This window comes from Xanthobacter albus (assembly GCF_043194895.2).
In the GTDB taxonomy this organism is placed as follows: domain Bacteria; phylum Pseudomonadota; class Alphaproteobacteria; order Rhizobiales; family Xanthobacteraceae; genus Xanthobacter.
This window is the reverse complement of the sequence record NZ_CM195532.1, coordinates 1901454-1923136: the sequence shown is the minus strand read 5'-3', so window position 1 is coordinate 1923136 and position 21683 is coordinate 1901454. Positions and strand designations below refer to the sequence as shown.

Sequence of the window (21683 nt, the reverse complement as noted above, 5' to 3'; positions counted from 1 at the left end):
TCCCTGAGGCACCCGCCTGCCACCGGCGGATTTGAGCCAGATCAAAAACGGCACGCTTCTTGCTGCGCCGCACGTTCGCATGCCGCGGATGCCGGAACCCCGTCGCTTTTGTCGGGGGCCGGACATCACGCCCGACATCGAGCCCGACATCGCTTGGGACTATGAGGTGATCGATGAAGCTCATCGTCGAACGTCCGGTCGTCGTTGCCCTGGTGGACGCCTTTCCCGATCACGCCCACCTGCTCGCCCAGCCACGCTTCTCGAACCGAGTGGAGGTGGGCCTCGACACGCTGAGGCCCGAGGAGCTGACCCACCTGCATGATTTGGTGCGGAAGAACGGCGGCACCCCCATCCGCGGCCAGGACGAGCAGCTCGCCAATCTGGTGCGGGTGTTCCAGTACGAGGGGCAGGCGTTCGGGCCGGACGACCTGGAGGATCTCGCCGGGGCGCTGGCCCTGTTCCTGGTGGACACCTGCATCCGTGGCTGGCTGTTCCGCATGAACCCCGGCGGCAAGCCCGAGCCCTACCTCATCACCCGGCTCGACTATACCCCCGCCGGCGATGAGGAAGCGGGGCGCGTCATCATCGAGCTGAAGGCCAACAGCCGCGGCCGCACCCAGATGGAGAACCTGCTGATCCGCTCCAAGGATCTGCGCGGCCTCACCATTCCCGGCACCCTGGCGGCCAAGGGCTGGCTGCTGGAGGACCCCGGCCTGCTCCGCTCCTTCGACGACGAGACGGCGCGCTATTTCGACTGGCGCGGGCGCTACGGCCAGCAATTCTCGGCCACCGGCACCGGCATCTTCGCCGAGGACCCCACCTCCAACCGCCGAGACACCGACTGGGCGCGCAAGTCCACCATCGTGCTCTCCTCCTCCGGCACGCCCACGCGCCTCGTCAACGACGAGGAACTACTGGGCGAGCGCACCCTGGGGGCGGAGACCTCCGGCTTCTTCCTCGACAAGCTGGTGAAGAAGGCGGAGAAGCAGAACTGCTTCGACATGGCGGTGGACGAGGCCCTGAGGAAGGCCAGGGACAGCATTCCCAAGGGGGCCTTCACCGACATGCCGGTGCACCCCCTGATCCTGATGTTCCATCTTGAGCTTCACCACCACGTGTGGGTGCACGTGGACAATATGAAGCCGTATGAATACCATCCGGAACTCAAGCAGAAGCTGGTCCTGCCTCCCGAGCAGACGGACCTCATCGACATCCTGACCGCCGAGATGAACACGCTGATGGCGGACATCGTCGAAGGCAAGTCGGGCGGCACCACCGTGCTGTGCGCCGGCCCGCCCGGTGTCGGCAAGACGCTGACCGCCGAGGTCTATTCGGAGATCATCCAGCGCCCGCTCTACCGGGTGCACTCGGGCCAGCTCGGGCTCGATGTGGCGACCATGGAGAGCCAGCTGAAGGACGCCCTCACCCGCGCCCAGCGCTGGGGCGCGGTGATGCTGATCGACGAGGCCGACGTCTACATCAAGCGCCGGCAGGACAACCTCACCATGAACGCCGTGGTGGGCGTATTCCTGCGCGTGCTCGAATATTTCAACGGCCTTCTCTTCCTCACCACCAACCGCGTGGACGACATAGACGAGGCCATCGTCTCGCGCTGCATCGCCCTCATCAAGTATCACGCGCCGGGGCCCGACGACCGGCGCAAGATCTGGCGGGTGATGGCCGAGCAGTTCGCCCTGCCCCTTTCGGATGAGCTGATCGAACTTCTGGTGCGGCAGTTCCCCGAAACCTCGGGCCGCGACATCAAGGGCCTCGCCAAGCTGGTGTCCAAGTTCTGCACGCAGAAGCAGGTGGCGCCGTCCATCGAGATCTTCCGGCGCTGCGCCATCTTCCGCGCCCTCGACGTGCCGCCCATGTGACTCTCATCTGCGGCGGCGCGCGCTTTTCTGCCCATGAAGGCGCCGGCCCAGGCGCCGGCGCCTTCATGCTATATTTCATGCGACATAGCTTCGCAGACCCCGCACGCGCGCAGCCTGCGTCCAGCGCACTTTTCGCGCAAAACGGGAAAACAAGCATATTTTTCGCATATTGTTTCCCCACGCGCAGCCCCTTAGCTAAAGGCCCAGAGACGCATTTTCCCGTCTTCGCCAAGCTCAGTTCTCACGGAACGTAACCTTGCGCGACCAATATCAAGGAGAATGAAGATGAAGGTCTCCGCGCGGAATGCTCTTTCCGGGAAAATCGTTGCCCTGAAGAAGGGTGCCACCACCGCTCATGTGGTGATAGACGTGGATGGCCTGAAGGTCACCGCCTCCATCACCAATGAATCCGCAGAAGACCTCGGGCTCAAGGTGGGCGGCACCGCCACCGCCATCATCAAGTCGTCGGACGTCATCATCGCCGTGGCGTGAGCCGGCCCGCCGCATTGACTTCACCGCAGGTGCCGTAAGCTTGCGGGGCGTCTGCTCCATCGAGCAACGGGAGAAGAGACAATGAAGGTTTCCGCGCGCAACGCCCTTCCCGGCAAGATCGTCGAGATCAAGAAGGGCGCCACCACCGCCCATGTGGTGCTCGACGTGAACGGCCTGAAGGTGACCGCCTCCATCACCAACGAGTCGGTGGACGAGCTCGACCTCAAGGTGGGCGGCGAGGCCACCGCCATCGTGAAGTCCTCGGACGTCATCATCGCCGTGGCGTGACGCATCCGGCCGCAAGGTCATCCCACCCCGAACGAACGGGAGAAGACCATGAAGGTTTCCGCACGCAACGCTTTCCCCGGCAAGATCATCGAGATCAAGAAGGGCGCCACCACCGCCCATGTGGTGCTCGACGTGAACGGCCTGAAGGTGACCGCCTCCATCACCAACGAGGCGGTGGACGACCTGGGCCTCAAGGTGGGCGGCGACGCCACCGCCATCGTGAAGTCCTCCGAGGTGATCGTCGCCGTGGACTGATACCAAAGGCCCATGAGTTTGACTCATGGGCCTTTGGTTAAGCCCGCGCGGCGTTTGAGCGTACCCACTTGGCACCGGTCAAAGACCGGGGCCGATGGTATGATGGGGAAGGCCGGAGCCGCCCCCCGGCCTCTGCCCTGACCCCGGGCAGGGTGGTTCCGGACCGGGCCGCTTCCGCGGCGCGAGCTGCGGAGGCGGCCATTTCACCGAAGGCGTGCGCGGCCTCACCGGCCGTTGAAATGCACCGTTCCGAAGCCGGAGAGATCGTAGCCGCCGAGCGCTTCCGCCCGTGCCGCCAGGGCCGGGCCGCGGCAGAAGGCCACGAACTTCTGGAACGGCGGGTCGAAATAGGCCTTGCGCCAGACCAGGAGATCGAAGCGCTCCTCCACCATGGGCAGAAAATCGAGGTTGAACTGGCGCGCCGCCGCCTCGATCCCAAGGCCCACGTCCGCCCGCCCGCCGGCGATGGCCATGGCGAGGTCGGTCTCCGAGCGCTCGATGGTGTCCACCGGCATCAGGTCCGCCCGCGCCATCTTCTCGGCCTTCAGCAGGCGATCCAGCACCAGCTCGCTGCCCGCCTCGGGCTGGCGCCGCTGAAAGCGCAGTCCGCGCGCCTCCCGAAGGCAGGAGGGCGCGCGCGGCAGGTCGGGCCGGGACATCAGCCCGCGCGTGCGCCGCGCCCACTCCAGCAGCACCCACGGCTCCTGCCCGAAGCGCTCCGCCACCAGCGAGACGTTCCAGCCCTCCCCGTCCGGAATGTGGAGCCCGGCGGCGATGCAGTCGCCCGCCGCGGCGCGCTCCACCCCGTCGAGGGTACCGTCGAAGAAGGCGGCGATGCCGGAGCGCGATTCGCGCAGCGCCCATTCGAGCAGCGGATCGTGGCCGCCCGCGAACACCAGGGGGCGCGGGACATCCGCCGCCGACACCACGGCCTCGCTCTCCGCCGCTGCGGTCTCGGCGCCCAGCCAGACTTCGATTTCCTTGCGCGGAAACAGCAGCTTGCCCGTCACCTTCCGAAACGGAAGAGTGCCTGCGGCCACCAGATCGTAGACCTTGCGCTCCTTCACCCTCAGCAGGCTGGCCAGCTCGCGCGTGGTGAGAAATTCCGACATGGGCAAGTCCCGAAAAATGCGCAGGCGGTCCGGAAGGAACGACACGAAAAAGCTATATCCGCATAGATACGCCGTCACCGAAGCGACGCAAGAAAAACCCTCGGCCGGCTCTCGGCCCCGTGGGCATGCTCCGGGGAGGACCAGGGCACCGCGCCGCCTTGCCCGGAACCGTCCAGCGGCCTACAGCGTCTCGCAAGGCGCGGGCACCGCCCGCCCACCTCCGGCAGCAGGGAACGCCATGGCCCGCATCGGCATCGTGACCATTTCCGACCGCGCCAGCCAGGGCGCCTACGAGGACAAGAGCGGGCCGGCCATCGAGGCCTGGCTGCGGCGCGCCGTCACCAGTCCCCTCGCCTTCGATTATCGCGTCATCCCGGATGGCTTCGAGAGCGTGCGCGACGCGCTGATCGACATGTGCGACCGCGAGGCGCTCGACCTCGTGTGCACCACCGGCGGCACCGGCCCCGCCCCGCGCGACCTGACGCCCGAGGCCATGGCGGCGGTGATCGAAAAGCCCCTGCCGGGCTTCGGCGAGCAGATGCGCCGCATCTCCCTCAACGAGGTGCCGACCGCCATCCTCTCGCGGCAGGAGGCGGGCGTGCGCGGCAAGACGCTGATCGTGAACCTGCCGGGCAAGCCGGCCTCCATCGGCGTGTGCCTCGGCGCCGTGTTCCCGGCCATCCCCTATTGCCTGGACCTGATCGGCGCGGCGCGCATCGAGACCGATCCGGACGTGGTGGTGGCCTTTCGTCCCAAGGGCGCCTGAGCGCGCGGCGCCGGAGCAGGCAGCGCCCCTCAGATCACCACGACGCCGTGGTGCTGGGCCTCGGCCTCCGGCTCCACGTGAATGGTGAGGCTGGCGTCCTTCATCTCATCGGCGAAGGCCGTCTCGATGCGGTCGCAGATGGCGTGGGCGGCGGCCACCGTCATGTCGTCGGGCACCACCATGTGGAACTGAATGAAGGTCATGCGGCCGGCGTGCCTAGTGCGCAGGTCGTGCACCTCCAGCGCGCCTTCCGCGTGGGTCGAGACCAGCGCGCGGATATGCGCCACCACCTCCGGCCCGGGCGCCTCGTCCATGAGCCCGGCGACGGATTCGCGCATCAGCCCCCAGCCCATCCACAGCACGTTGAGCGCCACCAGGCCGGCGATGAGCGGGTCGAGCTGCGGCCAGCCGGTGATGGGCACCAGCACGAAGCCCACCAGCACGCCCACGGAAGTGACGACATCCGAGAGCAGGTGCTTGGCGTCGGCGATCAGGGCCGGCGAGCGGTGAGCCTTGCCCACGCGCATCAGCACCCAGCACCACGCGCCGTTCAGCACCGTGGCGGCGCCGTTGAACAGCATGCCGATGAAAGGCTGCTCCGGAAGGCGCGGGTCCATGAACCCGTTGTACGCCTCGCGCAGGATGGTGATCGCCGCGAGCGTCACCAGCACGCCCTCCACCACCGCGGAAAGATATTCGGCCTTGTAGTGGCCGAACTGGTGGTTGGCATCGGCGGGGCGCGACGAGATGTGGAGCGCGATCAGGGCGCCGAGGGAGGCCGCCACGTTGATGATGCTCTCCAGCGCATCGGAGAGCAGCGCCACCGAGCCGGTGACCCACCACGCCACGGTCTTCAGGCCGAGCACCACGATGCCGACGAGCACGCTCGCCGCCGCGACCCAGAGCGCGTTGCGGGTCATCCGGGATCTCCTGTCCTCGCCTGCGGCCTCAGGCCGGCGCCCGATGGCGGCGCGCCCCATTCATACCCGCCATATGCGACGGCGGGCTTTCAGCGCGCCGAGGGCATCCTCGCGGACCATCGTCGCGGCCAGTTTTTAGCGATTCTAATCTGGCGCCGCAATACGAAGGCGGCGCTCTGCAGCCACCTTAGCGCAGCATCTGCGCCAGCGCCCCATTCATGGCCGTTTCCGGCACACGAATGATGCCGTCGAAGGGGCCGCTCATCTCCAGAATCAGGAACAGCGCCCCCGCGAGCGACACGGCGCACAGGAAGAACACCACCAGCGACACGGCGTTCACCGGAGCGAACAGCCCGAAGCTCACGAAGATGAGCGAGAGCCACACGATCAGCACCGCCGTGAACACCGGCGGCACGGCGGTGACGCTCTCCGCCACCACCGTCCAGCGCAGGGTGGAGGCCGCCTTGTAGCGCTCGAGCGCCTCGCCGCGCAGCTCGGCCTCCAGCGGGGTTCCGGACGGGAGCATGCGAATCGCATGACCCACCGCCTCCAGCATGGCCTTCGACGTGGTGCCGTTCACCTCGATCCGCGCACCCACGCCCTCCGGCCAGGTCTCGGCCAGGGCGCGGCGCGTGTAGGTGGTGAGCAGCCTCCGGGCGTCGTCCGCTCCCGGCCCGTAGGCGCGCAGCGCGGTGTCGAGCGTGATGAGATCGGTGGCGAACTGCTGCACGTCCCGCCCGGTGGTATCGAAATTGCCTTTCACCGAGGCGGTCATCAGGCCGAGGATGAGCGACGACATGGCGGCCACCATGCCCACGCCCAGCTTCACCGCATCCTCGGTGCCTTTGGAGAGGTGCTCTTCCTTCAGCCGGCGCGAGCCCCACATGCCGGCGCACACGCCACCGAAGAGGCTGACGAACGCGATGGCCGCCACCGCCAGTGCCTGCATCGCCCCTCCCGCGCGCCGGCTGGCGCAGATGTGGTTATCATCGTGCCATCCGCCCCTGAAGCGGCGAACGCGCCAAGCGTGCAACCCTCATGGATCAAGGATTCAGCGGGGCTTCAACGGCAGCGGTGGGCGCCACACCCGGTGGCGGCGCCACCCAATCAGCCAACGCCGGCCGGGAGCGGGAGCGTGCCCACGGCAAGCCCGCCCCAGCCGCCTACTCGGCGGCCTCGGCGGCCAGCTTGGCCTCGGCGTCTTCCTGGGTCTTCAGCACGTCCGGATGGGGCATGGAGATGATGTTGTAGCCCGAATCCACGAAGTGGACCTCGCCGGTGACGCCGGTGGACAGGTCCGACAGCAGGTAGAGCGCGGAGCCGCCCACCTCCTCGATGGTGACCGTGCGGCGCAGGGGAGCATGGCGCTTCTGGTAGTTGAACATCAGCCGCGCGTCGGCGATGCCCGCCCCCGCGAGGGTGCGCACCGGGCCGGCGGAGATGGCGTTCACCCGGATGCCCTGCGCGCCGTAATCGGCCGCGAGATAGCGCACGGAGGCCTCCAGCGCGGCCTTGGCCACACCCATCACGTTATAGTTGGGCATCACCCGCGTGGAGCCGCCATAGGTGAGGGTGATGAGCGAGCCGCCCTTTGGCATCAGCGCGGCGGCGCGCTTGGCGATCTCGGTGAAGGAGAAGCAGGAGATGACCATGGTGCGCGAGAAATTCTCGCGGCTGGTGTCGGCGTAGCGGCCCTTCAGCTCCGATTTGTCGGAGAAGGCCACCGCGTGGACCAGGAAATCGATGCCGCCCCACTTTTCCCTGAGGGTCTCGAACACCGCGTCGACGCTCTTCAGGTCCTCGACGTCGCAGGGCATCAGGAAGCTGGAGCCCAGGCTCTCCGCCAGCGGGCGCACGCGCTTGGCCATGCCCTCGCCCTGGTAAGTGAAGGCGATCTCCGCCCCCTGGCCCGCAAGCGCCTTGGCGATGCCCCAGGCGATGGAGTGGTCATTGGCGACGCCCATCACGAGGCCGCGCTTGCCTTTCATCAGGTCCTGCATCACCCACCCTTTGAACGCCATCGCGCGAGGGGGAAACCCGTTCGCGTGAGAAAAACACTTCGGTTCGAGGAACCCGGGCCCTGCCCCGCGAGACGCAGCGCGCCTTCATGAAGCCGGCGCGAGGCCCCGGGCCCGCGCCCGGCGGCGCCGTGACGCGGCGACAAACCCGCACATCATTCGCCGATAGCAGACCCGGACGACCCGCGCCACGCCCTCGGCGTCACCTCTTCCGACCGATCTTTACAATGCGTGTACGCGACCCCGCCTCAGGCATCGAGATGCTTGAGGACGAGGCTCGCATTGGTGCCGCCGAAGCCGAAGCCGTTGGAGAGCACGTGCCCGAGCTTCGCATTGTCCACCCGCTGGCGCACGATGGGCATGTCGGCGAAGGCCGGGTCCAGCTCCTCGATGTTGGCGCTCTCGCAGATGAAGCCGTTCTGCATCATCAGGATGGAGTAGATGGCCTCGTGCACGCCGGTGGCGCCCTGGGAATGGCCCGTGAGCGACTTGGTGGCAGAGATGGGCGGGCACTCGGCGCCGAACACCGCGCGGATGGCCTCGATCTCCTTCAGGTCGCCGATGGGGGTCGAGGTGGCGTGCGGGTTGATGTAGTCGATGGGCGCCTTGATGGTGCTCATGGCGAGCTTCATGGCGCGCTCGGCGCCCTCGCCCGAAGGGGCCACCATATCCACGCCGTCGGAGGTCGCGCCATAGCCGGCGATCTCGGCATAGATGCGGGCGCCGCGCGCCTTGGCGTGCTCCAGCTCTTCCAGCACCAGCACCCCGGCGCCGCCGGAGATGACGAAGCCATCCCGGTTCGCGTCATAGGCGCGGGAGGCCACCTGCGGGCGGCCGTTGTAGGCGGAGGACATGGCGCCCATGCCGTCGAACAGCACGGAAAGGGTCCAGTGCAGGTCCTCGCAGCCGCCGGCGAAGATGATGTCCTGCTTGCCGTACTGAATCAGCTCGTAGGCGTTGCCGATGCAGATGTTGGTGGTGGCGCACGCGGCCGAGATGGAATAGCTCAGCCCCTTGATCTTGAACCAGGTGGAGAGCGTCGCCGAGGCGGTGGAGGCCATGGCCTTGGGCACCGCGAACGGCCCCACGCGCTTCGGCCCCTTCTCGCGGGTGATATCGGCGGCATCCACGATGGTCTTGGTGGACGAGCCGCCCGAGCCCATGACCAAGCCGGTGCGGATGTTGGAGATCTCGTTCGGCTCCAGCCCCGCGTCGCGGATGGCCTGGTCCATGGCCACATGGTTCCAGGCGGTGCCGCCGCCGTGGAAGCGCATGGCCCGGCGGTCCACCATTTCTTCCGCGTTCAGGGTCGGGGCGCCGTGCACCTGGGAGCGGAAGCCGAGCTTGGCATAGTCCTCGGCGAAGGTGATGCCGCTCTTGGCCTCGCGCAGGCTGGCGAGAACCTCCTGCGTGGTGTTGCCGATGGACGAGACGATGCCCATCCCGGTGACGACGACGCGGCGCATGTCAAATCCCCATTGGAACGCACGGTACGGGCGCTCGGCTTCATTCTGGAGCGGCGCCGAGAAGGTCGAGACTCGATCGCCGCGCGGGTTCGCCGAAGGTCCGGCTCAGCCGGCCCCGTGAGAACCGTCGAAACGGCCCCTCGGCTGCGGGCATGATGGCTGCGGATCGTGGCAACGCCTTGTCAGGCGCTGGCCGCTTCCGCCGTCTCGGCCTGGAACAGGCCGACCTTGAGATCGTGGGCGCGGTAGATGACGGTGCCGTCGGCCTCGAGCCAGCCGTCGGCGATGCCGAGCACTAGCTTGGAGCGCATGACGCGCTTGAAGTCCACGCCGTACACCACCTTCTTCACGGAAGGCAGCACCTGGCCGGAGAACTTCAGCTCCCCGAGGCCCAGCGCCCGCCCGCGGCCGGGCGAGCCCAGCCAGCCGAGGAAGAAGCCCACCAGCTGCCACATGGCGTCGAGCCCGAGGCAGCCGGGCATCACGGGATCGCCCTTGAAGTGGCAGCCGAAGAACCACAGGTCCGGGTTCACGTCCAGCTCGGCACGCACCATGCCCTTGCCGAATTCGCCGCCGGTCTCGGAAATCTCGGAGATGCGATCGAACATGAGCATGGGCGGCAGCGGCAATTGCGCATTGCCCGGCCCGAACAGCTCACCACGTCCACACGCGAGGAGATCCTCATACCCGAAGCTGGTCTGCCGTTCCGCCATTTGTGAGCTTAATCGCCTTGCTGCCCAAGAGGGTCTTTTCCCCAAACAGGGTCATTCGCCCAAGAGGGTCGTTTCCACCGGGCCCCTCGGCCCGCCCCCGAGCATCGTGCTCCGACCCCGGCGGCGGGCACTCCCTAACATAGGGAAGGGCGCGCTCAAAGTCATGAAAGCGTCACGGCCTCGAAAGAACCGCCGCCACCGTGCCCGGGAGCGCCGAAGGTGGCGGGGTATACCCGCGCCGGCTTGCCGCCGGGGACACGATCAGGTGAGATGGGACACGACACACGCGGCACGCCGCCGCATGCGGAACGGGGAGAGGCAGCATGGCGATATTGAAGGAATTCCAGGAATTTGCCATGAAGGGCAACGTGATGGATCTCGCCATCGGCGTGATCATCGGCGCGGCCTTCGGCAACATCGTGACCTCGCTGGTGGGCGACATCTTCATGCCCGTCATCGGCGCCATCACCGGCGGCCTCGACTTCTCGAACTATTTCGTCCCGCTGGCGAAATCGGTGACGGCCGAGAACCTGGCCGACGCCAAGAAGCAGGGCGCGGTGCTCGCCTACGGCGCCTTCATCACCATCGCCATCAATTTCCTCATCGTCGCCGCCGTGCTGTTCCTGCTGGTGCGCGGCATCAACATCCTGCGCCGCAAGCAGGCGGCCGTGCCCGCCGCCCCCACCCGCACCGAGGTGCTGCTGGAGGAGATTCGCGACCTCGTCGCCCAGGACGCGGCGGCACGGAAGGCGCCGGGCGCCTGATCGTCCCGGCGGACCCGCCCGCGCCGGCCGGCGCGGGCGTCAATGCACGTCTGCGCCCACCGCATCGCTGATGCTGCGGAAACCATCGGCCCTGAGTCGCGCCGCGAGGTCCGCCTTGATGCGGCCCACGAGGCCGGGGCCGTGGAACACCAGCGCGGAATAGAGCTGCACCAGGCTCGCCCCGGCGCGGATCTTGGCGTAGGCGTCCGCCCCCGAGGCGACGCCGCCGGCGCCGATGAGCGGCAGCCGGCCCTCAACAAGGCGGGAAAGCGCCTTCAGCCGCTCCGTGGAGAGCGCCATCAGCGGCTTGCCCGAAAGGCCGCCGGTCTCGCCCCGGTGGCCGCTGCGCAGCGAGGCGGGCCGCGAGAGGGTGGTGTTGCCCATGATGAGGCCGTCCACCCCGGTGGAGAGCGCCACCTCGGCCACGTCCGCGAGAGCGGCATCGTCCAGGTCGGGCGCCACCTTCACCAGCAGCGGCGGGCGGCCGACGGGATCGGGGATCGAGGCGTCGCGCACCGCCAGCACCTGGGCCAGCAGTGCCGACAGCTCCGAGCGCGCCTGCAGCGAGCGCAGGCCCGGCGTGTTGGGCGAGGAGATGTTGCAGACGATGTAGTCGGCGAGGCGGCAGGTGGCCGAGACGCCGGCGGCATAGTCCTCGATGGCGTCCTCGCTCTCCTTGTTCTTCCCGACATTGGCGCCGACGATGCCGCCCGCCCGCGCCGCGCGGCGCTTGCCAAGCTGGAAGACGAACGGCGCCAGCCCCTGGCTGTTGAAGCCGAAGCGGTTGATGACCCCCTCGTCCTCATCCAGGCGGAACAGCCGGGGCTTGGGATTGCCGGGCTGCGGACGGGGCGTGACGGTGCCCGCCTCCACGAAGCCGAAGCCCAGCTTCAGCACCGCATCCACCACCTCGGCGTCCTTGTCGAAGCCGGCGGCAAGGCCGATGGGATTCGGAAAGTCGATGCCCCACACCCGGCTCGCGAGCACCGGATCGTCCGGCGCCGAGAAGCTCGGCGCGAGCCCGCGGCGCAGCGCCTTGATGGCGAGGCCGTGCGCCCGCTCCGGCGAGATGAAGCGCAGCAGCGGCCGCGCGAGAACGTAGAGATCCATGGCCATCACTCGCCGGTGACGGCGGTGCCTCCGTGTGCCTTCGACCAGCTATGGGGGTCGTGCAGGAAGGACTCGATCTGGGCGATCTGCGCGCTCTCGAAGCGGCTGGACTTCTTCACTTCCGCCAGCACGTCCCACCAGGTGGCGAGACGATGCAGGGTGAGGCCGGCGTCCTTCAGGATGCCGTCAGCCTCGGAGAAGATGTCATAATAAAAGAAGACGAAGCAGTGGCCGCACTCGGCGCCGGCGGTGCGCAGGGCGTTCACGAAGTTCACCTTGCTGCGGCCGTCGGAGGTGAGGTCCTCCACCAGCAGCACCCGCTGGCCGGGGGCCAGGTGGCCCTCGATCTGCGCGTTGCGGCCGAAGCCCTTGGGCTTCTTGCGCACATACTGCATGGGCAGCATCATCCGATCCGCCACCCAGGCCGCGAAGGGAATGCCCGCGGTCTCGCCGCCGGCCACCGAATCCACCTGCTCGTAGCCGATCTCGCGGTAGATGGTGGAGATGCCGAAATCCACCAGGGTCTGGCGCACGCGGGGGAAGGAGATCAGCCGCCGGCAGTCGATGTAGACCGGGCTCGCCCAGCCGGAGGTGAAGATGAAGGGCTCGCCCGACGAGAAGCGCACCGCCTCCACCTCCAGGAGCATCCGCGCGGTCTGCTCGGCGATGGTCGCCTGATCGGCAAAAGCTGTGACATTGGCCATGTTCGGCGCGCCTTTCGGTCCGGGTCAAGGAAGCGGGGCGGGCAAGGCCGGCCCAAAGGCGGGCATATATCAGAGCGCGAGCGCGGCGCCACCCCGGCTGCGACAAAACGGAGCCGGGGAAGTCACAGGAACCCTTCCGCGCGCCCCTTTCCTTCAGGCCGCCTGGGCGAGGCGCGCGGCATGCTCCAGGGCCATCTCCAGCCGGTCGTTGCCCCAGAACAGCTCGCCGTCGGCGGTGACGAAGCTCGGGGCGCCGAACACGCCGCGCGCCTTGGCCTCCTCGGTCTGGGCGCGCAGGCGGTCCTTATTGGCGGGCCGCTCGGCCTCGGCGACGATGTCACTGCAGAAATGGCCGAGCCCGGCCAGCACCTGGCGCACCGTCTCCCGGTCGCCGATGTCGCGACCGCTGGCGAACTCCGCCTGGAACAGGGCCCGGCTGAAGGAGGGCCGGCTCGCGTCGTCCAGGAACATGGCGACGCGGGCGGCGAGCAGGCTGTGGGCGGGGAAGTCCTTCGGGCGCGTCACGGGCGGCAGCCCATCGCGCGCGGCGAGGCGCGCCATGTCCACCCACATGTGCTCGCCCTTCATGGGAAAGGCGTTGAAGGGCGAGGTGGCGAGCCCCTGGTCGGCGAAGATGGGCCCGAGCAGGAACGGCCTCCAGTGCACCCGCACCCCCGCCTTCTCGGCCAGGGCCGTGATGCGCATGGCGGAAAGGTAGGAATACGGGGAGGCCAACTCATAATAGAAATCGAGCGTGGCGCTGGTCATCGGGGCCTCCTCCCTGTAGATGCGCAGGCGATGTGCCGGTGAATGTGCGTCGGCGCGGGGTGCTTCGGCAAGGCCGGGGAGTTCCGTATTGTGGAACCGCCCCATTGGTGCGCAATCGCGGGAGGCGGCCGGGCGGCCGCGCCCGCCCAGGGGGTGAAGGTGACGCCTTGAAGTGGGTGCTGTTCTTCGCGCTGGTGGTCGGCGCCGCGGTGGCCATCCTGTTCACCGTGTTCCCGCAATGGGACCTCGCCATCACCAGCCTGTTCTGGGATGCCTCGCACCGCCATTTCACCCTGGCCGGGGCGCGCTGGGCGCAGGCGGCGCGCGCGCTCGGAAACTACATTCCCTGGGCCATCGCCCTGCCGGCCTTCGCCGCCATCGTGCTGAAGCTCCTGTTCCCCCGCCGGCCCATGTTCATGCCGGCGCGCGCGGCGGTGCTGCTGGCGCTCACCATGGCGCTCGGGCCGGGGCTGGTCGTCAACGGCATCCTCAAGCAGGAATGGGGCCGGCCCCGCCCCGTGCATGTGGACGACTTCGGCGGCGGGGCCGCGTTCAAATCCTGGTACGAGACCGACGGCACCTGCCCGGGCAACTGCTCCTTCGTCTCCGGCGAGGGGGCGCTCGGCTTCTGGCTGGTGGCGCCGGCGAGCCTGCTGCCGCCCGGCCCGGCGCGGGCCGCGGGGCTGGTGGCGGCGGTGGCCTTCGGCGCGGCGGCAGGCGGCCTGCGCATCGCCTTCGGCGGCCACTTCTTCACCGATGTGGTGTTCGCCGGCGTGCTGGTGGTGCTGATCGTGGTGCTCACCCGCCTGTGGCTCTACGACCGGGCCCGCGCGCCTTCCGATGCGATGGTGGAGCTGACCATCGGCCGGGCGGGGCTGAAGCTCCAGAAGGGCGCGCGGGCGCTGTGGCGGCGCGGCATGGCTGCGACGCGGAAGGTGGCCGCCCGTCTGAGGCGATAGGCGCGGGCGCGGTGCTTCCGGCACCCGCACGCACCCGTCGCAGCGCAAGCGGGGGCGGCTGGAGGCCGACCTGCGGAAATACGGCACTGCCGTATCGTGTGGCTTGCCAGCGCGGCGCGCGGGCCTATAGTCCGCGCCGGCTTTCCTTAAATCCCCACATGCTTCGAGAGACCTGATGGCGCGTGACGTGAAGAAGGTGGTGCTGGCCTATTCTGGCGGGCTCGACACCTCCGTGATCCTGAAATGGCTCCAGACCACCTACAATTGCGAGGTGATCACCTTCACCGCCGACCTCGGCCAGGGCGAGGAGCTGGAGCCGGCGCGCAAGAAGGCAGAGCTGCTGGGCATCAAGCCGCAGAACATCTTCATCGAGGACGTGCGCGAGGAATTCGTGCGCGACTACGTGTTCCCCATGTTCCGCGCCAATGCGGTGTATGAGGGGCTGTACCTGCTCGGCACCTCCATCGCCCGTCCGCTGATCGCCAAGAAGCAGATCGAGATCGCCCGCAAGATGGGGGCGGATGCCGTCTCCCACGGCGCCACCGGCAAGGGCAACGACCAGGTGCGCTTCGAGCTGGCCTATTACGCGCTCGAGCCTGAAATCACCGTCATCGCCCCCTGGCGCGAATGGGACCTCGCCTCCCGCACCCGCCTGCTGGAGTTCGCGGAAGCGCACCAGATCCCGATCTCCAAGGACAAGCGCGGCGAGGCGCCCTTCTCGGTGGACGCGAACCTGCTGCACTCCTCCTCCGAGGGCAAGGTGCTGGAGGACCCGGCCGAGGACGCGCCGGAATACGTCTACCAGCGCACCATCTCGCCGGAGGCCGCGCCCGACGAGGCCACCGTCATCACCATCGCCTTCGAGAAGGGCGACGCGGTGGCCATCGACGGCGAGGCGCTCTCGCCCGCCACCCTGCTCACCCGCCTCAACGCGCTGGGCAAGGCCAACGGCATCGGCCGCCTCGATCTGGTCGAGAACCGCTTCGTGGGCATGAAGTCGCGCGGCGTCTACGAGACCCCCGGCGGCACCATCCTGCTCGCCGCCCACCGTGGCATCGAGAGCATCACGCTGGACCGCGGCGCGGCCCACCTGAAGGATGAGCTGATGCCGCGCTATGCGGAGCTCATCTACAACGGCTTCTGGTTCTCCCCCGAGCGGGAGATGCTGCAGGCCGCCATCGACCACTCCCAGGCCTATGTGACCGGCGAGGTGACGGTGAAGCTCTACAAGGGCAACGCCACCGTCATCGGCCGCAAGAGCCCCTATTCGCTCTACAATCAGGAGCTGGTGACCTTCGAGGAAGGCGCGGTGGCCTACGACCATCGCGACGCGGCGGGCTTCATCAAGCTCAACGCCCTGCGCCTGCGCACCCTGGGCAGCCGGGCGCGCAAGATTTCCGAGTGAGGCTCCCCGCCAAAGGGAAAGGCCGGTGCGCACCCGCGCACCGGCCTTTTTTATGCCTAGCGCCGAAACCTCGGGCGGCGCTGCGGCGGTTCTCACCCTGGCGGGAAGGGCAGCTTGTTCTAGACTGCGACATTGCCACCCATTTGCAGCTTGTTCCGAGCCGCCCATTCTATATTTTAGAATTATTATAAAATCGGAGATCCCGCCGATGATGTCGTTCTTCCCCGGCCGCCGCCGCTTCTCCGACCTTTCGGAAAAGGAGGTTCTCGCCCTCGCCATCTCCTCCGAGGAGGACGACGCGCGGGTCTATGCCGATTATGCCGACGCCTTGCGCAAGGACTATCCGGATACGGCCAGGGTGTTCGAGGCCATGTCGAAGCAGGAGAGCGGCCACCAGCGCAACCTCACCCGCGAGTTCGAGCGCCGCTTCGGCCCCCATGTGCCGCTGATCCGCCGCGAGACCATCGCCGGCTACTATGCGCGCCGGCCGGTCTGGTACGTGTGCAACCTGGGCATTGCGCGCATCCGTCAGGAAGTGGGCCTGATGGAGGACGAATCGGCCAACTTCTACCGCCACGCCCAGGAGCGGGCCACCGATCGCGGCACCCGCGACCTGCTGGCGCGCCTCTATGGCGAGGAACTCCAGCACGAGGAGATCGCCGGCGAGCTGGCGGAGCGCTACCTGCCGGTGGACAAGAAGGAGGAGGAGAACGAGAAGGCCCGCCGCCAGTTCGTTCTCACCTGGGTGCAGCCGGGCCTCGCCGGGCTGATGGACGGCTCGGTCTCCACCCTCGCGCCCATCTTCGCCACCGCCTTCGCCACCCAGAACTCCCACACCACGCTGCTGGTGGGCCTCGCCGCCGCCGTGGGCGCGGGCATCTCCATGGGCTTCACCGAGGCGGTGCACGACGACGGTGTCATCTCCGGCCGCGGCTCGCCCATCAAGCGTGGCATCGCCTCCGGCTCCATGACGGCGCTGGGGGGCCTGGGCCATGCCCTGCCCTATCTCATCCCCGATTTCTGGACCGCCACGGCGATCGCCATCGGCGTCGTGTTCGTGGAGTTGTGGGCCATCGCCTTCATCCAGAACCGCTATATGGAGACGCCCTTCTGGCGCTCGGTGATGCAGGTGGTGCTGGGCGGCGCGCTGGTGCTGGCGGCCGGCATCTTCATCGGCGGAAGCTGAGCGGCGGCGCCGGGGCCGCCCTGCGCGAGATCATGGCCCCGCGCGCGCCCATCCGCGCTACCATCGCCGCCGACACGCACGCCACCAAGTGGCGCGACACGAAGGAGGCCGCCATGTTCGCCATGGTTCTCAACCGCACCGGGGAAAGGCTCGTGGGCGAGACGCGGCCCGATCCCGTCCCCGGCCCGGGCGAGGTGCTCATCAAGGTCACCGCCTGCGGCGTGTGCCGCACCGACCTGCACGTGGTGGACGGTGAGCTGCCGCAGACCCGGCCGCCCATCGTGCCGGGCCACGAGATCGTCGGGCGCGTGGCGGCGCTCGGCGCCGGGGTGTCCCACCTCCGGCTCGGGGAGCGGGTGGGGGTAGGCTGGCTCGGCCACGCCTGCGGCACCTGCCCCTATTGCGCCGCGCAGGAGGAGAACCTGTGCGACACGCCCGAATTCACCGGCTGCACCCGCGACGGCGGCTTCGCCACCCACACCCGCGCCGACGCCTCCTTCACCTATCCGCTGGGCGAAGCGGGGGAGGACACCGCCCTCGCCCCCCTGCTGTGCGCGGGGCTGATCGGCTGGCGCACGCTGAAGATGGCGGGGGATGGCCGGCGCATCGGCATCTACGGCTTCGGCGCTGCGGCCCACATCATCGCCCAGGTGGCGCGCTGGCAGGGACGGGAGATCTACGCCTTCACCCGCCCCGGAGATACCAAGGCCCAGGATTTCGCGCGGAGCCTCGGCGCCGTCTATGCCGGTCCCTCCGACGCGCCGGCCCCCGAGCCGCTGGACGCCGCCCTCATCTTCGCCCCGGCGGGCGAGCTGGTGCCCCAGGCCCTCAAGGCCGTGAGGAAGGGCGGGCGCGTGGTGTGCGGCGGCATCCACATGAGCGACATTCCCACCTTCCCCTACCGCTGGCTGTGGGAGGAACGGAAGATCATGTCGGTCGCGAACCTCACCCGCGCCGACGCCCACGAGTTCCTCGCCCTGGCGCCGAAAGCGGGCGTGACCACCCATGTCACACCCTACCCTTTGACCCAGGCCAACGAGGCCCTGGACGACCTGCGCTCAGGCCGCCTCACCGGCGCCGCGGTGCTGGTGCCGGAGCACTGAGGGCGGCCCTCAGCGCTCCATCACATAGGTGCCGGGAGCCGGGCACACGGGCGCGTAGCCCGGCCCGCCGATGGTGGGCAGGCCGAAGGTGCCGGCCGTGGAATGGCCGCTGAGCCATTCCTCCCAGGCCGGCCACCAGGAACCGTCCTGCGGCGGATTGGTCTCCACCCACTGGTCGGGCCCCAGGTGCAGCTCGCCGAGCTTGGTCTCGTGGATGCGGTAGTGCCGGCGCTTGTGCCCCGGCTCGCTGACGATGCCCGCATTGTGCCCGCCGGAGGCGAGCACGAAGGTCACGTCGGTGTCGGTGAGCTGGTGGATCTTGTAGACCGATTTCCACGGCGCCACGTGGTCGCGCTCCGTGCCCACCACGAACAGCGGCACCCGCAGATTGAGGAGCGACACCGGCCGGCCGTCCACCTCATAGCGCCCGGCGGCGAGGTCGTTGTCCAGGAACAGCTTGCGCAGATAATCCGAATGCATGCGGTAGGGCATGCGCGTGGCATCGGCGTTCCAGGCCATGAGGTCGTTCATGGGCGCGCGCTCGCCCATCATGTACTCATGCACCATGCGCGACCACACGAGATCGTTGGAGCGCAGCATCTGGAACGCGCCGGCCATCTGCCCGGCGGACAGGTAGCCCTGGTTCCACATCATGCTTTCGAGCACGTAGAGCTCGCTCGGGTCCACGAACAGCTGCAGCTCGCCGGGCTCGGAGAAATCGGTCTGCGCGGCGAACAGGGTCACGGAGGCGAGCCGGTCGTCCTTGGCGTGCGCCATGGCGGCGGCGGCGATGGCGAGGATGGTGCCGCCCAGGCAATAGCCCACCGCATGCACCTTGCGGTCCGGCACGATGGCGCTCACCGCGTCGAGCGCGGCCATCACGCCCAGCCGGCGGTAGTCCTCGAAGCCGAGGTCGCGGTCCTCCTCCCACACGTTGCGCCAGGAGATGCAGAACACCGTGTGGCCCTTCTCCACCAGGTAGCGCACCAGCGAATTGTGGGGCGAGAGGTCGAGGATGTAATATTTCATGATCCAGGCGGGCACGATGAGCACCGGCTCGGCCTTCACGCCGGGCGTGGCGGCGCGGTACTGGATCACCTCGATCAGATGGTTGCGGAAGATCACCTCGCCGGGGGTGGCGGCCACGTTCTGGCCCGGCACGAACGCCTCGGCGCCGGCCGGCGGCTGGTTTCCGGCCTTGCGCATCATGTCGTCCAGGGCGTTGCGCCAGCCCTGCACGAGGTTCATGCCCCCCGTCTCCAGCGTGCGGCGCACCACCTCCGGGTTGGTGAAGGGGTTGTTGGAGGGGGAGAAGGTATCGAGCATCTGGCGCGCGACGAACGCCACCACCGCCTCGTTGTGAGGGTCGACACCGGGCACGCCGTGGGTGGCGTTGTGCCACCACTGCTGCTGCAGCAGGAACGCCTGCGACCAGAAGCGATAGGGCCATGCCTGCCATTCCGGCGCGCGGAAGCGGTCGTCGCCCTCCAGCGGTGCGATGGCGGGGGATACCGAGCGGTCCAGCCCCGCGGCGAGCATGCTGGCGGCGAAGCGCGCCGTCTTGCGTCCGGCCTTCACCGCCAGCTCGCTGCGCTTGCCGGGGGCGGCGGCGAGGTGCATCCACCAGTCCAGGAAGGCGAGGGTGAGCGCGGTGGGCGAGAAGCCGGAGGTGACATGCGCCACGCAGGCGGCCACCGCCCGGTCCACGGCGCGCAGCGCCTCAAGGCCGCTGCCGCGGTCGAAATCGCTGTCGTCGAGCCGGCTCAGGGCGGCGAGCGCCTGCGCCACCAGCTTGTGCGGCTGCGCGAGTTCGGGCCCCAACCTCGGCGCAGCCTCGGGCTGCGGGACGACGGCAGGCAGCCGGGGCGCCGGCGCCGGCTGCAGCGGCGCGGAAAGGGCGCCGGGCGCGGCCTCCTTCACGCTCTCCTTCACGCCTTCACGGGCCCGATCGATGGAGGCGACAGGGGTTTCCGAAGACATCGACCGCTCATCCTCACGTCTCGGCACGGGTGGACCCGGCCTGTTCTGAAAGCACGGCCCGGAGCGGGGCATCGGTAGCCGCGCACGGCGCTCCGGAGGTGCGGCTCAACCATGTGGCGATACGCGCGCCGCCGCAAGGGCACGCGGCCGACACGCGGCATCACGCCGCCGCAGGTGCCTTGATGCGGCGACGGAACCGGCGCGCGAACTTACGGGGCGAACGGCGGAACAGCTCCCGGTGCAGCCGGACGGCCTGACGCTTCAGGCGCTTCTGCAGGCGCGCCATGGCGATGCCCAGCCGCTCCAGCGCCCCTTCCCCGAGGCTGTCGGCGGCCGCGTGCAGCATGGGGCGCAGCACCTCGATGTCGTGGTGGGCGCCGAGCATGTCGCGCAGGCGCTGCGCCCGGCCGGCGCGGGTGGCGCCACGGCCGGAGAAGGCGGCGGCGAGAAACCCCATCTGATAGCGGTGCGCGACCACGCTCTTGCGGGTCTCGTGCATGGCGATGGCATTGCCGAAGGCGCCGCGCCGCGCCGCGCGGTATCCCTTGCGCAGCCCCTCCACGATATCCACCGCCGCCGCCTCGCCCTCCAGCCCGTCCGAGAGGCGCGCGCGGGCGTCGGCCACGAACGCGGCGAGGTGCGCGCGCAGGGCCGCGGCGTCCTCCGCCGCGGCGGAATCGGCGCCGATGGCGGCGCGGGCCGCCGCGATGTCGCAGGACAGCGCGAGGCCGGCTTCATCCAGGAGATCGAGCGCCTCGCGGGCGGTCGCGCGGTCGCGCGCCTGGGCCAGGCCGCGCGCCACTTCCGCCGCGTGGCGGCGGGCGGCGCGGGCGGCATCGGTGGCGAGAAGGCGCAGCAGAGAGCGGTATTCCTTCAGCGCCTTGCGCGCGTCGTGCACCATCTCCACCGCATCTGGCTCGGCGACCGCCGCCTCCACCTTGCCGAGCACCGCGCCCAGCGCCGCCACCAGCGGGGCAGGCACAGGCACGGGCCCGGCGGCAGGGGCCAGGTCGGAAGAGGGAGCATCGAGGGTCTCGGTCATCGCGCGCCTTCCGGGTGGGCGGGAAATCCTGGGGATGCGGCAGCTCGTCCGCCGGGCGCGGCCCGGAGGTTTCAACGCCGGAGCGGCCCGCCGCGTTCCGCACTCCTACACCGCGCCGATGGCGCGGCGGTGACGCGCCCGTTCGCGTCAAGACGCTCGGCTTCAAGAAGCCGAAGCGTCCCGCGCACCGGGCGTGCGGGCAACGCCTTCAGCCGCGCGGGCCCACGCGCCACGCCTTCAGCACCGTGGAGGCGAGGAGCGCCGCCGCCACCGATTTCAGCACATCGCCCGGCAGGAACACCATCGCGCCGAGGGCGGCCCGCCGCAGGCCGATGCCCGCCACGCCCGCCAGCACGGGGATGCCGCACAGATAGACCACCAGCACCCCGCCCGCGAAGGCCGCCGCCAGCGCCGAGAGGAAGGGCCGCATCCCGAGCCGTTCGGCCAGCCAGCCGGTGACGAAGGCGCCGGGAATGAAGCCCAGGAAGAAGCCCACCGTGGGCCCCGCGAGCACCCCGAGCCCGCCGCGCCCGCCGGTGAGCAGCGGCGCCCCCAGCAGCACCACCAGCGCGAACAGCGCGGTGGCCGCCGCGCCCCCGCGCGCGCCCAGCAGCAGCCCCGCCAGCATCACCCCCAGGTTCTGCGCGGTGATGGGCACGCCGGCCAGCACCGGCACGAAGATGGGCGGCACCAGACCCAGCGCGCCGATGAGCGCGGCCATGAGCGCGATGCGCACCAGCATCCGTGTTTCCACC

22 protein-coding genes are annotated in these 21683 nt (G+C 69.1%); 10 read left to right on the top strand and 12 right to left on the bottom strand.

Annotated features, from left to right (window positions below):
• The first annotated feature begins 173 nt into the window (after positions 1-173).
• From V5F75_RS08585 to V5F75_RS08570, 4 genes are all read left to right on the top strand, one after another.
• Entirely contained in the window at positions 174-1877 is a 1704-nt protein-coding gene (locus V5F75_RS08585) for an AAA family ATPase (protein ID WP_394034785.1), read from the top strand.
• Positions 1878-2162: 285 nt separating this feature from the next.
• Positions 2163-2369 (top strand): TOBE domain-containing protein, encoded by a 207-nt coding sequence (locus tag V5F75_RS08580; protein WP_394034786.1) that lies wholly within the window; start codon positions 2163-2165, stop codon positions 2367-2369.
• Between the two features lie 81 nt (positions 2370-2450).
• A complete protein-coding gene (locus V5F75_RS08575) occupies positions 2451-2657 on the top strand; it encodes a TOBE domain-containing protein (RefSeq protein ID WP_394034787.1) in 207 nt (68 codons plus the stop codon).
• A 48-nt stretch (positions 2658-2705) separates the two neighbouring features.
• Positions 2706-2912, top strand: coding sequence for a TOBE domain-containing protein (locus V5F75_RS08570; protein WP_394034788.1), 207 nt, complete (start codon positions 2706-2708; stop codon positions 2910-2912).
• Positions 2913-3136: 224 nt separating this feature from the next.
• Here V5F75_RS08570 and V5F75_RS08565 read toward each other — a convergent pair whose 3' ends face one another.
• Positions 3137-4024, bottom strand: coding sequence for a substrate-binding domain-containing protein (locus tag V5F75_RS08565; protein ID WP_394034789.1), 888 nt, complete (start codon positions 4022-4024; stop codon positions 3137-3139).
• Between the two features lie 238 nt (positions 4025-4262).
• Between V5F75_RS08565 and mog the strand changes: the two genes are divergently transcribed.
• Positions 4263-4790 (top strand): molybdopterin adenylyltransferase, encoded by a 528-nt coding sequence (gene mog / locus V5F75_RS08560; protein ID WP_394034790.1) that lies wholly within the window; start codon positions 4263-4265, stop codon positions 4788-4790.
• A 29-nt stretch (positions 4791-4819) separates the two neighbouring features.
• Here the strand turns inward: mog and V5F75_RS08555 are convergent, their stop codons facing one another.
• The 5 genes from V5F75_RS08555 to fabA form a co-directional block, all read right to left on the bottom strand.
• Positions 4820-5710, bottom strand: a complete 891-nt coding sequence (locus V5F75_RS08555) for a cation diffusion facilitator family transporter (RefSeq protein ID WP_394034791.1) — start codon at positions 5708-5710, stop codon at positions 4820-4822.
• 187 nt (positions 5711-5897) lie between these two features.
• Entirely contained in the window at positions 5898-6659 is a 762-nt protein-coding gene (locus V5F75_RS08550; protein WP_394034792.1) for a bestrophin-like domain, read from the bottom strand.
• A gap of 214 nt (positions 6660-6873) precedes the next feature.
• On the bottom strand, positions 6874-7710 hold the full coding sequence (fabI, locus tag V5F75_RS08545) for an enoyl-ACP reductase FabI (RefSeq protein WP_394034793.1): 837 nt from the start codon (positions 7708-7710) through the stop codon (positions 6874-6876).
• A gap of 266 nt (positions 7711-7976) precedes the next feature.
• Positions 7977-9194: a beta-ketoacyl-ACP synthase I gene (gene fabB, locus V5F75_RS08540; protein WP_394034794.1), complete on the bottom strand. Its 1218-nt coding sequence runs from the start codon at positions 9192-9194 to the stop codon at positions 7977-7979.
• Between the two features lie 182 nt (positions 9195-9376).
• Entirely contained in the window at positions 9377-9907 is a 531-nt protein-coding gene (fabA, locus tag V5F75_RS08535; protein ID WP_394034795.1) for a 3-hydroxyacyl-[acyl-carrier-protein] dehydratase FabA, read from the bottom strand.
• 329 nt (positions 9908-10236) lie between these two features.
• On the opposite strand from fabA, the gene mscL reads away from it, so the two are divergent.
• Positions 10237-10671 (top strand): large conductance mechanosensitive channel protein MscL, encoded by a 435-nt coding sequence (mscL, locus tag V5F75_RS08530; protein ID WP_394034889.1) that lies wholly within the window; start codon positions 10237-10239, stop codon positions 10669-10671.
• Between the two features lie 39 nt (positions 10672-10710).
• Here the strand turns inward: mscL and V5F75_RS08525 are convergent, their stop codons facing one another.
• From V5F75_RS08525 to V5F75_RS08515, 3 genes are all read right to left on the bottom strand, one after another.
• Positions 10711-11781 (bottom strand): quinone-dependent dihydroorotate dehydrogenase, encoded by a 1071-nt coding sequence (locus tag V5F75_RS08525; RefSeq protein ID WP_394034796.1) that lies wholly within the window; start codon positions 11779-11781, stop codon positions 10711-10713.
• A 5-nt stretch (positions 11782-11786) separates the two neighbouring features.
• Positions 11787-12485 (bottom strand): orotate phosphoribosyltransferase, encoded by a 699-nt coding sequence (locus V5F75_RS08520; protein ID WP_394034797.1) that lies wholly within the window; start codon positions 12483-12485, stop codon positions 11787-11789.
• A 153-nt stretch (positions 12486-12638) separates the two neighbouring features.
• Positions 12639-13253: a 2-hydroxychromene-2-carboxylate isomerase gene (locus V5F75_RS08515; protein WP_394034798.1), complete on the bottom strand. Its 615-nt coding sequence runs from the start codon at positions 13251-13253 to the stop codon at positions 12639-12641.
• Positions 13254-13429: 176 nt separating this feature from the next.
• Between V5F75_RS08515 and V5F75_RS08510 the strand changes: the two genes are divergently transcribed.
• The 4 genes from V5F75_RS08510 (at position 13430) to V5F75_RS08495 (ending at position 17906) form a co-directional block, all read left to right on the top strand.
• Positions 13430-14212 carry a phosphatase PAP2 family protein gene (locus tag V5F75_RS08510; protein ID WP_394034890.1) on the top strand — a complete coding sequence of 261 codons (783 nt, stop codon included), beginning with the start codon at positions 13430-13432 and terminating at the stop codon, positions 14210-14212.
• A gap of 175 nt (positions 14213-14387) precedes the next feature.
• Complete coding sequence (locus V5F75_RS08505) at positions 14388-15617, top strand: argininosuccinate synthase (RefSeq protein WP_394034799.1); 1230 nt, start codon at positions 14388-14390, stop codon at positions 15615-15617.
• Positions 15618-15825: 208 nt separating this feature from the next.
• Positions 15826-16803 carry an iron exporter MbfA gene (mbfA, locus tag V5F75_RS08500; RefSeq protein ID WP_394034800.1) on the top strand — a complete coding sequence of 326 codons (978 nt, stop codon included), beginning with the start codon at positions 15826-15828 and terminating at the stop codon, positions 16801-16803.
• Between the two features lie 113 nt (positions 16804-16916).
• A complete protein-coding gene (locus V5F75_RS08495) occupies positions 16917-17906 on the top strand; it encodes a zinc-dependent alcohol dehydrogenase family protein (protein ID WP_394034891.1) in 990 nt (329 codons plus the stop codon).
• A gap of 9 nt (positions 17907-17915) precedes the next feature.
• On the opposite strand, the gene V5F75_RS08490 is transcribed toward V5F75_RS08495, so the two are convergent.
• From V5F75_RS08490 to V5F75_RS08480, 3 genes are all read right to left on the bottom strand, one after another.
• Positions 17916-19886: an alpha/beta fold hydrolase gene (locus tag V5F75_RS08490; RefSeq protein ID WP_394034801.1), complete on the bottom strand. Its 1971-nt coding sequence runs from the start codon at positions 19884-19886 to the stop codon at positions 17916-17918.
• 160 nt (positions 19887-20046) lie between these two features.
• Positions 20047-20928 (bottom strand): CHAD domain-containing protein, encoded by an 882-nt coding sequence (locus V5F75_RS08485; protein WP_394034802.1) that lies wholly within the window; start codon positions 20926-20928, stop codon positions 20047-20049.
• Positions 20929-21136: 208 nt separating this feature from the next.
• Complete coding sequence (locus V5F75_RS08480; protein ID WP_394034803.1) at positions 21137-21682, bottom strand: biotin transporter BioY; 546 nt, start codon at positions 21680-21682, stop codon at positions 21137-21139.
• Position 21683: the final 1 nt, after the last annotated feature.